Below are 11,374 nucleotides of genomic sequence, written 5' to 3' on the forward strand. Positions count from 1 at the left end.
ATATTAAGGGTAAAAGGATGTTTATCGCCTGGTACTGGATTGTATTGATTGCTCTTGTTGTGGTGGGTTATTTCCTGCATTTGAAACGTTATTGTCGGGCGTTTCGCCAGGACAGAGACGCACTGCTTGAAGCGCGGAACAAATACTTAAACAGTACGAGAGAAGAGACAGCCGAAAAGGTAGAATAAGGCTTTAGTGAAGCTAGCAGAAGTTGTCCATGCGCTGGCCAACTTCTGATGTTGCTTTTAACCAATTCCCGCCGTTTGTAGCAGCACTAAACTGAATCCCATCACTGACATTCCACATAGTACGCCATAGCTGGGGTTATTATTAGGGTCAATCTCTTTGGCGAGCGGCATTAATTCATCAACCGAGAGCGCCACCATAATTCCTGCAACCGCCGCCATGATTGCCGCCATGACCACGGGGGAAATCATGCTACCGAGGATTAACCACGCCAGCACACCACCAAGAATTTCTGCCAATCCAGAAATCCCCGCCCACAGAATTGCCGTGCGTTTAGAACCCGTTGCTGCATAAACCGGGCCTGCAACCGCCAGACCTTCAGGAATATTGTGCAACGCGACGGCCAGTGCGATGCCAAATCCCAGCTCCAGGTTGCTGCTCGCCGTGACAAAGGTGGCAATCCCTTCCGGGAAGTTATGCAGACTGATGCCGAGAGTGAGCAGAATGGCTGTGCGCTTGATCGATTTTGGCAACGGCTGCACCGATTTTTGCATTAAATCCTGCGGATGCGCATGTGGCAACATGCGGTCCAGGCCAAAATAGCCAAGCAGACCGAAGATAAACATTCCATAACCCAACACAGGCGACATTCCTTCAGCTGCTAGTGCGGCAGGAAGCATTTCCATTAATGAGATGAGCAACATGATCCCCGCCGCAAATCCTAGCGAAAACGCCAGTAAGCGGTTCGAGGGTTTTTGCCCGAGAACGCCGAGAAACGCGCCAATAAACGTGGCTGCCCCCGCCAGTATGGTCAGAATGAGAGGTACTGACATCGACAACTCCTTATAAATCTTCACCTTCAGGCAGATCGTCAAAATAACTGATGATCATCATCATTGTTATCCGGGTTCTTACTCCGCCGAACAAGCGTATTGTGAGGATATCAAAATGACACCTTTAGTTAAGGATATCATCATGTCTTCAACACGTATGCCAGCATTGTTTTTAGGTCACGGTAGTCCGATGAACGTGCTGGAAGATAATTTGTATACCCGCAGCTGGCAGAAGTTGGGGATGACATTGCCACGCCCGCAAGCGATTGTGGTGGTTTCGGCTCACTGGTTTACCCGTGGAACAGGAGTGACCGCGATGGAGACGCCGCCCACGATTCATGACTTTGGTGGCTTCCCGCAGGCGCTGTACGATACGCATTATCCTGCTCCGGGTTCGCCTGTGCTGGCACAGCATCTGGTTGAGCTGTTAGCACCGGTCCCGGTGACGCTGGATAAAGAAGCCTGGGGCTTTGACCACGGTTCCTGGGGCGTGCTGATTAAGATGTATCCTGACGCCGATATCCCGATGGTGCAGTTGAGTATCGACAGTAGCAAACCTGCCGCCTGGCATTTCGAAATGGGGCGCAAACTGGCAGCGCTGCGAGATGAAGGAATAATGTTGGTCGCCAGTGGCAACGTGGTGCATAACCTGCGTACAGTGAAGTGGCACGGTGATAGTTCACCATATCCTTGGGCGATGTCGTTTAATGAGTATGTGAAAGCGAATCTGACGTGGCAAGGGGCGGTAGAGCAGCATCCTCTGGTGAATTACCTCGACCATGAAGGTGGCGCGTTATCGAACCCAACGCCGGAGCACTATCTGCCGTTGTTGTATGTCTTAGGTGCGTGGGATGGGCAGGAGCCAATTACCATTCCGGTCGATGGTATAGAAATGGGCAGCCTGAGTATGCTGTCGGTGCAGATAGGTTAACAATTACCGGATGGCGAATGCCATCCGGCATCATTGATTACTCAACAAAAATATGTGGATAAAACCGAGACATATCCTGGGTGATCAATGCACGGTCTTCACGAATGCCAATTCCGGCGGGTTGATCGTTCACCAGCCAGCTACCAATCAGCATATAGCTGTCGCCGAATTTCGGTAACGGGTGGAATTGCTGAACAATCATCCCTTCTTCGCCATACGGACCTTCCGCTGCTTCAATGGTTTTGCCGTTTTCAATGATCGACACGTTTGCGCCTTCACGGGAGAAGATCGGTTTAACCACATATTTTTCCATTTGCGGATGATCATCTTCCGCAAAATAAGCGGGCAGCAGGTTCGGGTGATTCGGGAACATCTCCCACAGTAGCGGTAGAAGTGCCTTGTTGGAGATAATGCTCTTCCACGCCGGTTCCAGCCAGCGTACGCCTGCATCCTCCAGCTTGGTGGAAAACATCTCACGCAACATAAATTCCCACGGATACAGCTTGAACAGGTTGGAAATTACCTGATCCTGTAAATCCGTGAACTGACCTTTTTCACCTAACCCGATATCATCGATGTAGAGGAACTCAGTAGCAATTTCAGCTTCCGTTGCGCAGTCCTGCAAATACTGAATGGTTCCGCGATCTTCCACCGTGTCGCGACAGCAGGTGAGATGCAGCAACTGGAAGCCATACTGTTCACGCAGCTCAACGAAGCGATCGATCAGTTTTTCTTGCAGACTGTTAAACTGGTCGCTGCCCTCCGGCAAGTTACCGGCGTTAAGCTGATCTTCCAGCCAGATCCACTGAAAGAACGCCGCCTCGTATAGTGACGTTGGCGTATCGGCGTTATTTTCCAGAAGTTTAGGTTCGCCAGTGCCATCCCACGCCAGATCAAGACGCGAATAAAGCGATGGCTGGTGCGTCAGCCATGACTGGCGCACAAAACTCCAGGTGTGTTTTGGAATGCGGAATTTGGTCATCAGCTCATCGCTGGCGATCACTTTTTCCACCACTTTCAGGCACATCTGGTGCAGTTCGGCGGTGACTTCTTCCAGCTTTTCAACCTGGGCGAGGGTCAACTTGTAGTAAGCATCTTCACACCAGTACGGCTCGCCGTACATGGTGTGAAAATTGAAACCGTATTCGTGGGCTTTCTCACGCCAGTCCGGGCGCTCGGTAATACTGACTCTTTCCATCGGTATCAGCCACCCATTGAACGAGAAGAGGTGCCAGTTGCGCTACGCTGCATAGTGCTTTGTTTGGCAACAGATTCACCAAAACCGCCACGGGTAACGGTAGTGGTGGTCGCCGGTTTTGGTGCCATGGCTGTCTTCGGTACGGTCATGGTGCGGCCTGGCTGGGCTGCGCCATAGTTTTTACCCGTCGCGTCGGTATATTTACCGTAAGCCGGGCTGGCTGGGTTTTTCGAGGAGAACAGCGGCTGCTGTGCAAATCCCGCGCCGCCGCCCATCAGACGCCCCATCATGTAACCGGCCATCAGCGGCATCCAGAAACTCCCGCTGGATTGCTGGGCCTGCGCCTGGTTTTCTGGTGCCATGCCAGCCTGGGCTGGTGCCTGCTGGCACTGACCTTCACCAAATTCAGCAACACAGTCTTCACGGGTGGCGTATTTCGGCGCAGTGCGTTCGGCTTCTTTCAGCGCATTGTTGTACGCGGTGGTACATTCGGCGCTTTTGCCTGGGTTTGCAGCTGAACAGTCGTCAGCATTTTGATAGAGAGACACTGTTTCATCACTCTTTTCACAGCCAGCCAGCATAAAAACAGTGGCAACCGCGAGAGCGACTGGTGTCAGATGGCGTGCGCTCCAGTTTTTGCGGAACGATGCGTGGCGTATGGATTTTGTCCGTTTCATTTTTGTCTTCCGGGACCAGTGGTAAATACCCATCAGAATAGAGGATGGCTGGTCGAAATTGAAGCGAGAAGGGGGAAGAATGCGGCAGATAACCCGTATCTTTACGTTGCCTTACGTTCAGACGGGGCCGAAGCCCCGTCGTCGTCATCAGTTACGGAAAGGGTTATGACCGTTACTGGTGGTAGTGCGTGCGGATGTTTGCTGAACGACGGGTGCCGGGCTATCAGGCGCATAACCATCAGCAATAGCATTCTGTTCCGGCGTTTGCGGGGCAACGTTTTCCGGATTAGTGGAAACCGGTTTGCTCAGCGCATTGTTCAGTGCCAGCAGATCCTGCTCGTTCAACGTACCCAGGGCTGACTTAATATTCAGCTGATTAATCAGGTAGTTATAACGCGCATTCGCCAGCTCTTGCTTGGCGTTGTACAGCGTGGTGGTCGCATCCAACACATCAACAATGGTACGCGTACCGACCGAGTAGCCCGCTTCCATCGCGTCTAATGAGCTTTGAGCGGAAACTACGGCTTGTTTGTAGGCGTTAATGCTACTGATAGATGCATTAATGTTGTTGAAGGAGGAACGCACGGTCTGCACGACGCTACGATGGGCGCTTTCCAGTTGCTCGCTGGCACCGACAAAGTTGTACTGTGCCTGTTTCACCTGCGAGTTAACCATTCCGCCCTGATAAATCGGCAGCGAGAAGCTCAGGCCCACTTTGTTCTGGCCCATATTGCTGTCGTCATACTGGGTACCAGCGGCACCACGGGTTTTCGAACCGCTATAAGAGGTGTCAGAAATCCCGGTAGAAGCCGTTAAATCCAGCGTCGGTAAGTGACCATCCTGCGCCTGGCGAATTTGCTCGCGCGCCAGGTCCTGGCTCAAGCGTGCCTGTAACAGCGACAGGTTGCGTTTTTCGGCTTCTTTCAGCAGCGCGTTAACCGGCTGTGGTTTGTCGGTTTTAAAGTTTTCGACATTCAGCGCTGCCAGTTCTGGATAGTAGTTACCGGTGATCTGGCGCAGCTGCTCTACCGCGTTATCAAGGTTATTGCGTGCGGTCACTTCGTTCGCCAGCACGGTATCGTACTGCGCGCGGGCGTTCTGCACGTCGGTGATCGCTACCAGGCCCACGTTAAAACGTTGGGTGGTTTGATCTAATTGACGGTAGATCGCTTCTTTTTGTGCCTGTGTATAGGAAAGAACGTCAATAGCATTCAACACGTTGAAATAAGCGGTCGCGGTGTTGAGGATCAAGGTTTGCTGATCGGTCTGATATGTGACGTCCTGAATCCCTGCAGCTTTTTCCTGCAGCGTTAACGCACGCCATTTCGACATATCAAAAATGGATTGAGTTAACTGCAGGGACGCACTGGTCGCGTTCGAGTTGATGCCGTTCGCGTCGCGGTAGCCGTTGCTATAGGTGTAATCTGCACCTAAACCTAGCTGTGGCAGTAATGGACTGCGCTCTTCATTAATTTTTTCAAAGGCAGCATCACGATCGGCGGCAGACTTACGCAATTCCGGGTTACTAAGGCGTGCTTGCTGATAAACTTGCATCAGGTTCTCGGCCTGGCTCAACGAACTGAACCCAGAAAGGCTCAGGCCGATAAGAATGGGGAGCAATTTCTTCATTTGCATTCCTTGTGGTGAAGCAGTATTTAGCGCGATCAAACAGTAAAATTATTGCGGATTCTAGCAGAAGCCGCTACCGCAAAAGGTTGGCGTTACGTGCCATAGGGCGTTAATGTGCCTCAATTTAACACATGACTGCTCAAACGGCAGTCAAACGTCGCTGAAATTCACATTTAATTCACTATTAGTGCCAGGACATTAACAATGCTTAAGCCAGACAACCTGCCCGTTACATTTGGCAAAAACGATGTAGAAATTATTGCACGAGAAACACTTTATCGCGGCTTTTTTTCATTAGATCTTTATAGATTTCGTCATCGTTTATTCAACGGGCAAATGAGTCATGAGGTACGGAGGGAAATTTTTGAGCGCGGTCACGCCGCAGTCTTGCTACCCTTTGACCCAGTGCGTGATGAAGTTGTGCTGATTGAGCAGATTCGGATTGCCGCATACGACACCAGTGAAACCCCCTGGCTACTGGAGATGGTTGCCGGGATGATAGAAGAGGGTGAAAGTGTGGAAGATGTTGCCCGTCGCGAAGCGATTGAAGAGGCGGGACTGATAGTCAAACGGACCAAACCGGTGTTAAGTTTCCTGGCAAGCCCGGGGGGCACCAGTGAGCGTTCGTCAATTATGGTGGGCGAAGTGGACGCCACGACCGCAAGCGGTATTCATGGTCTGGCTGATGAAAACGAAGATATTCGCGTTCATGTGGTAAGCCGGGAACAGGCATACCAGTGGGTAGAAGAGGGGAAAATCGACAACGCAGCATCGGTCATCGCTTTGCAATGGCTGCAGCTGCATCATCAAGCGTTAAAAAATGAGTGGGCATAAATGAAGCGTTACACACCTGACTTTCCTGAAATGATGCGCCTGTGCGAGATGAACTTTTCACAATTGCGCCGTTTGTTACCGCGCAATGACGCACCCGGCGAAACTGTAAGCTATCAGGTGGCAAACGCCCAATATCGGCTGACGATTGTGGAATCGACCCGATACACTACCCTGGTGACAATAGAACAGACTGCGCCCGCGATCAGTTACTGGAGCCTTCCGTCAATGACGGTGCGTCTGTATCATGACGCGATGGTGGCTGAAGTGTGTTCAAGCCAGCAGATTTTTCGCTTCAAAGCGCGGTATGATTATCCTAATAAAAAGTTGCATCAACGCGACGAAAAGCATCAAATTAACCAGTTTTTAGCGGACTGGTTGCGATACTGTTTAGCACATGGAGCGATGGCGATTCCGGTTTACTAGCGTCGTGAAACCTAAGGACACCATTTGGAAAGCCTGTTAACCCTTCCTCTGGCTGGTGAGGCCAGAGTCAGGATTTTACAAATTACCGATACTCACCTGTTTGCACAAAAGCACGAAGCCCTGTTAGGGGTAAACACCTGGGAAAGCTACCAGGCGGTGCTGGAGGCGATTCGTCCACATCAGCACGAATTCGACCTGATTGTCGCGACAGGTGATTTAGCGCAGGATCAATCCTCTGCGGCCTATCAGCATTTCGCTGAAGGCATCGCAAGTTTTCGTGCGCCCTGCGTCTGGCTGCCGGGCAACCACGATTTCCAGCCCGCGATGTACAGCGCGTTACAGGATGCGGGTATCTCCCCGGCGAAGCGCGTGTTTATTGGTGAGCAATGGCAAATCCTGTTGCTGGATAGCCAGGTGTTTGGCGTGCCGCACGGTGAGCTGAGCGAGTTTCAGCTTGAGTGGCTGGAACGTAAACTGGCCGATGCGCCAGAACGCCATACGTTGCTGCTGCTGCATCATCATCCGCTACCTGCGGGTTGTAGTTGGCTCGATCAACACAGTCTGCGTAACGCGGGCGAACTGGATACCGTGCTGGCGAAGTTTCCGCACGTCAAATACTTGCTGTGCGGTCATATTCATCAGGAGCTGGATCTCGACTGGAACGGTCGCCGCCTGCTGGCAACGCCGTCGACCTGTGTGCAGTTTAAGCCGCACTGTTCCAACTTTACGCTGGATACTATCGCGCCCGGCTGGCGTACTCTCGAGTTACATGCTGATGGCACGCTGACCACCGAGGTGCATCGCCTGGCGGACACACGTTTCCAACCTGATACCGCTTCAGAAGGCTACTGATGTCTACGCTTCTTTATTTACACGGTTTCAACAGCTCGCCGCGCTCTGCAAAAGCGAGCTTGTTAAAAAACTGGCTGGCGGAACATCACCCTGACGTTGAGATGATCATTCCGCAGTTGCCGCCGTATCCTTCCGACGCGGCAGAGCTGCTGGAATCCATTGTCCTGGAACATGGCGGCGATTCGCTGGGTATTGTCGGTTCGTCACTGGGGGGATATTACGCCACCTGGTTGTCACAATGTTTTATGCTGCCCGCAGTGGTGGTAAACCCGGCGGTGCGCCCGTTTGAACTGCTGACGGACTATCTCGGTCAGAACGAGAACCCCTACACCGGGCAGCAATATGTGCTAGAGTCACGCCATATTTACGATCTCAAAGTCATGCAGATTGACCCGCTGGAAGCGCCGGATTTGATCTGGCTGCTGCAACAGACGGGAGATGAAGTGCTGGATTACCGCCAGGCGGTGGCGTACTACGCTTCCTGCCGCCAGACTGTCATAGAAGGCGGCAACCACGCATTCACGGGCTTCGAAGATTATTTCAACCCGATCGTCGATTTTCTTGGTCTGCACCATCTCTGACGATCAACTCGAATTGCTAACTTAAACCATGACGCAAACTTATAACGCTGATGCCATTGAGGTACTCACCGGGCTTGAGCCGGTTCGCCGCCGTCCGGGGATGTATACCGATACCACTCGCCCTAACCATTTGGGGCAAGAAGTTATTGATAACAGTGTCGATGAAGCACTGGCGGGTCACGCAAAACGCGTGGATGTAATCTTACATGCTGACCAGTCGTTAGAAGTTATTGACGATGGGCGCGGGATGCCGGTGGATATTCACCCGGAAGAGGGTGTACCGGCGGTTGAACTGATTCTTTGCCGTCTGCATGCAGGCGGTAAATTCTCTAACAAAAATTACCAGTTCTCTGGCGGCCTGCATGGCGTGGGGATTTCGGTGGTTAACGCCCTGTCGAAGCGCGTAGAAGTTAACGTGCGCCGCGATGGTCAGGTTTATAACATCGCCTTTGAAAATGGCGAAAAGGTGCAGGATTTACAGGTTGTCGGCACTTGCGGTAAACGCAATACCGGTACCAGCGTGCACTTCTGGCCGGATGAAACCTTCTTTGACAGCCCGCGTTTTTCTGTTTCACGCCTGACGCATGTGCTGAAGGCCAAAGCAGTACTGTGCCCCGGCGTTGAGATTACCTTTAAAGATGAGATCAACAACACCGAACAGCGCTGGTGCTATCAGGACGGTCTGAATGATTACCTGGCGGAAGCGGTAAACGGTTTACCGACGCTGCCAGAAAAACCGTTTATCGGTAATTTCGCTGGCGATACTGAAGCTGTGGACTGGGCGCTACTGTGGCTGCCGGAAGGCGGTGAACTGCTGACCGAAAGCTACGTCAACCTTATCCCAACGATGCAGGGCGGTACCCATGTTAATGGTCTGCGTCAGGGCCTGTTGGACGCGATGCGTGAGTTCTGTGAATACCGCAACATTCTGCCGCGCGGCGTGAAGCTGTCGGCGGAAGATATCTGGGATCGCTGCGCCTATGTTCTGTCGGTGAAAATGCAGGATCCGCAGTTTGCCGGGCAGACCAAAGAGCGTCTCTCTTCGCGTCAATGCGCGGCATTCGTTTCAGGCGTGGTGAAAGATGCCTTTATCCTGTGGCTGAACCAGAACGTTCAGGCGGCGGAGCTGCTGGCGGAGATGGCGATTTCCAGCGCCCAGCGCCGTATGCGTGCGGCTAAAAAAGTGGTGCGCAAAAAGCTGACCAGCGGCCCAGCACTGCCTGGCAAACTGGCTGACTGTACCGCGCAGGATCTTAACCGTACCGAACTGTTCCTTGTGGAAGGTGACTCCGCAGGCGGATCTGCCAAGCAGGCGCGCGATCGCGAATATCAGGCGATCATGCCACTGAAAGGTAAGATCCTTAACACCTGGGAAGTTTCTTCCGACGAAGTGCTGGCCTCGCAGGAAGTGCATGATATTTCGGTAGCGATCGGTATCGATCCTGACAGCGACGATCTGAGCCAGCTTCGTTATGGCAAAATCTGTATCCTCGCGGATGCGGACTCTGATGGTCTGCACATTGCCACGCTGCTCTGCGCTTTGTTCGTAAAACACTTCCGCGCGTTGGTGAAACACGGTCACGTTTACGTCGCACTGCCACCGCTCTACCGTATTGATCTCGGGAAAGAGGTTTATTACGCGCTGACGGAAGAAGAGAAAGAGGGCGTACTTGAGCAATTAAAACGCAAGAAAGGCAAGCCGAACGTCCAGCGTTTTAAAGGTCTGGGGGAAATGAACCCGATGCAATTGCGTGAAACCACGCTTGATCCGAACACTCGCCGTCTGGTGCAGTTGACTATCGATGATGAAGACGATCAGCGTACTGACGCGATGATGGATATGCTGCTGGCGAAGAAACGCTCGGAAGATCGCCGCAACTGGTTGCAAGAGAAAGGCGACATGGCGGAGATTGAGGTTTAAAGGAAAGAACATTGCCCGGTCAGGATGGCCGGGCAAACAAGGCAGGTTTAAATCCCAGGTTGCAGGATGCGGATATTCATCTCCAGCACGTCGCCTTTTACGGCTTCGCTGTACGCCTTCATGTGCGGGGTTTGCAGATGCGCTTCAAGATGCGCGATGCTTTCCCACTGCTCAATCATCACGATAGAATCCGGTGCCATAGACTGGAAACTCACGCCAGCAGCGCAATCCACCATTGGCGCATAGCCGTGGCAACCTTCTTCTTTCAGTACGGTTGGAACGATTTTAGCAAACTGATCCAATACCGCCTGACGGTGATGTTGACCAGGACGAGTACGGATTTCTGCGATTACGGTAAGCATGGTTAACTCCTTCTAAAGCCTGAGCTCTAGTTAACCAAAAATTTCCACAAGATGCTTGCGATATTCTTCAGTATAGCGGGGAACATCAGGCATTTTTATCACGTCATTAGCGATAAATGTCGGCAGCGGTTCCATGCCAAGGAATTGGTTTGCTTTATGGAACGGCAGATACACACCGTCGACGCCAACGCCGTGGAAGAATTGATCTTTTTCGGTGAAGGCTTCCATTGGTGCGTTCCAGGTCAGAGAAAGCATATATTTTTTGCCCTGTACCAGGCCGCCGGAACCGTATTTTTTTGACGGATCTTTGCGGGTACGGCCATCGCTGGCATACAGCGTTCCATGACCTTCGGTGAATACATCATCAATATATTTTTTCACTGTCCACGGCGCGCCCATCCACCAGCCTGGCATCTGCCAGATCACCACATCAGCCCAGAGAAAGTTTTGTACTTCCGCTTTGACATCGTAGTCGCTGTCGGCGCGAACGATGCGGACATCATGCCCGAGGTCGCGCAGTGTGCCATCCGCGACTTCGGTCAGGGTGTCGTTCAGTTGACCATTGGAGTGGGCGAATTTTTTCGCGCCGTTGATAATCAGGATGTTGCTCATTTTTTAACCTCAAGGTGAGACGTTTGTCGACTATAGTACGTCACAGAGCGGTACGGTGAAATTAGCAAAATGTGCAAAGTCTTTTGCGAATTTAGCAAAAGTCTGATCTAGCTCTGACTCACCGATGCAGGATAAATATTTTCTGAAAATGACAATACTGATAGCCATTCCTCATAATTCTTACTCGCACCGGAATAATTTACACGTTTGGTTCGGTTTTTTTTGGGATTGAAAATATGGCTTTGAATAAGTAAAAGATGAAAATATCAACGTGTCATGTTGATAATTATAAATGGATTTTTATGAGCGTACTGATATATGTTAAAGCATAAAAT

General features: G+C 51.7%; 13 protein-coding genes. 7 read left to right on the forward strand and 6 right to left on the reverse strand.

All coding sequences use genetic code 11. The features are described 5' to 3' along the window. Positions 1 to 17: 17 nt before the first annotated feature. The gene (gene yqiD, locus E0D98_RS27405; RefSeq protein ID WP_000469266.1) at positions 18 to 188 is read left to right on the forward strand and encodes a protein YqiD; all 171 of its coding nucleotides are present in this window, start codon (positions 18 to 20) and stop codon (positions 186 to 188) included. A gap of 57 nt (positions 189 to 245) precedes the next feature. Here yqiD and zupT read toward each other — a convergent pair whose 3' ends face one another. Then, positions 246 to 1,019, reverse strand: a complete 774-nt coding sequence (gene zupT / locus E0D98_RS17105; protein WP_001295627.1) for a zinc transporter ZupT — start codon at positions 1,017 to 1,019, stop codon at positions 246 to 248. Positions 1,020 to 1,161: 142 nt separating this feature from the next. On the opposite strand from zupT, the gene ygiD reads away from it, so the two are divergent. After that, entirely contained in the window at positions 1,162 to 1,950 is a 789-nt protein-coding gene (ygiD, locus tag E0D98_RS17110) for a 4,5-DOPA dioxygenase extradiol (RefSeq protein ID WP_001299419.1), read from the forward strand. A 37-nt stretch (positions 1,951 to 1,987) separates the two neighbouring features. Here ygiD and E0D98_RS17115 read toward each other — a convergent pair whose 3' ends face one another. The 3 genes from E0D98_RS17115 to tolC form a co-directional block, all read right to left on the reverse strand. Continuing rightward, positions 1,988 to 3,148 (reverse strand): glutathionylspermidine synthase family protein, encoded by a 1,161-nt coding sequence (locus E0D98_RS17115; protein ID WP_000442860.1) that lies wholly within the window; start codon positions 3,146 to 3,148, stop codon positions 1,988 to 1,990. Positions 3,149 to 3,153: 5 nt separating this feature from the next. Further along, the gene (locus E0D98_RS17120) at positions 3,154 to 3,825 is read right to left on the reverse strand and encodes a DUF1190 family protein (RefSeq protein ID WP_000831543.1); all 672 of its coding nucleotides are present in this window, start codon (positions 3,823 to 3,825) and stop codon (positions 3,154 to 3,156) included. 147 nt (positions 3,826 to 3,972) lie between these two features. After that, entirely contained in the window at positions 3,973 to 5,454 is a 1,482-nt protein-coding gene (gene tolC / locus E0D98_RS17125) for an outer membrane channel protein TolC (RefSeq protein WP_131890779.1), read from the reverse strand. Positions 5,455 to 5,658: 204 nt separating this feature from the next. Between tolC and nudF the strand changes: the two genes are divergently transcribed. Genes nudF through parE form a run of 5 tightly spaced genes read left to right on the forward strand, consistent with a single transcriptional unit; the run spans position 5,659 to position 10,065 of the window. Beyond that, positions 5,659 to 6,288 carry an ADP-ribose diphosphatase gene (nudF, locus tag E0D98_RS17130; protein ID WP_000917117.1) on the forward strand — a complete coding sequence of 210 codons (630 nt, stop codon included), beginning with the start codon at positions 5,659 to 5,661 and terminating at the stop codon, positions 6,286 to 6,288. Continuing rightward, positions 6,289 to 6,711: a DUF1249 family protein gene (locus E0D98_RS17135; protein WP_000833393.1), complete on the forward strand. Its 423-nt coding sequence runs from the start codon at positions 6,289 to 6,291 to the stop codon at positions 6,709 to 6,711. A gap of 24 nt (positions 6,712 to 6,735) precedes the next feature. Beyond that, positions 6,736 to 7,563: a 3',5'-cyclic-AMP phosphodiesterase gene (gene cpdA / locus E0D98_RS17140; RefSeq protein WP_000444747.1), complete on the forward strand. Its 828-nt coding sequence runs from the start codon at positions 6,736 to 6,738 to the stop codon at positions 7,561 to 7,563. Further along, positions 7,563 to 8,144 (forward strand): esterase YqiA, encoded by a 582-nt coding sequence (yqiA, locus tag E0D98_RS17145; RefSeq protein WP_000105733.1) that lies wholly within the window; start codon positions 7,563 to 7,565, stop codon positions 8,142 to 8,144. The genes cpdA and yqiA overlap by 1 nt, the downstream gene beginning before the upstream one ends. A gap of 28 nt (positions 8,145 to 8,172) precedes the next feature. Continuing rightward, positions 8,173 to 10,065, forward strand: a complete 1,893-nt coding sequence (parE, locus tag E0D98_RS17150) for a DNA topoisomerase IV subunit B (RefSeq protein WP_000195296.1) — start codon at positions 8,173 to 8,175, stop codon at positions 10,063 to 10,065. Between the two features lie 47 nt (positions 10,066 to 10,112). Here parE and E0D98_RS17155 read toward each other — a convergent pair whose 3' ends face one another. Both E0D98_RS17155 and mdaB read right to left on the reverse strand, forming a co-directional pair. Next, positions 10,113 to 10,427 carry a putative quinol monooxygenase gene (locus E0D98_RS17155; protein ID WP_000958598.1) on the reverse strand — a complete coding sequence of 105 codons (315 nt, stop codon included), beginning with the start codon at positions 10,425 to 10,427 and terminating at the stop codon, positions 10,113 to 10,115. 30 nt (positions 10,428 to 10,457) lie between these two features. Beyond that, positions 10,458 to 11,039, reverse strand: coding sequence for an NADPH:quinone oxidoreductase MdaB (gene mdaB, locus E0D98_RS17160; protein WP_000065430.1), 582 nt, complete (start codon positions 11,037 to 11,039; stop codon positions 10,458 to 10,460). Positions 11,040 to 11,374 lie beyond the last annotated feature (335 nt).

Source organism: Escherichia sp. KCJ4928 (genome assembly GCF_004352695.1).
GTDB lineage: Bacteria > Pseudomonadota > Gammaproteobacteria > Enterobacterales > Enterobacteriaceae > ECMA0423.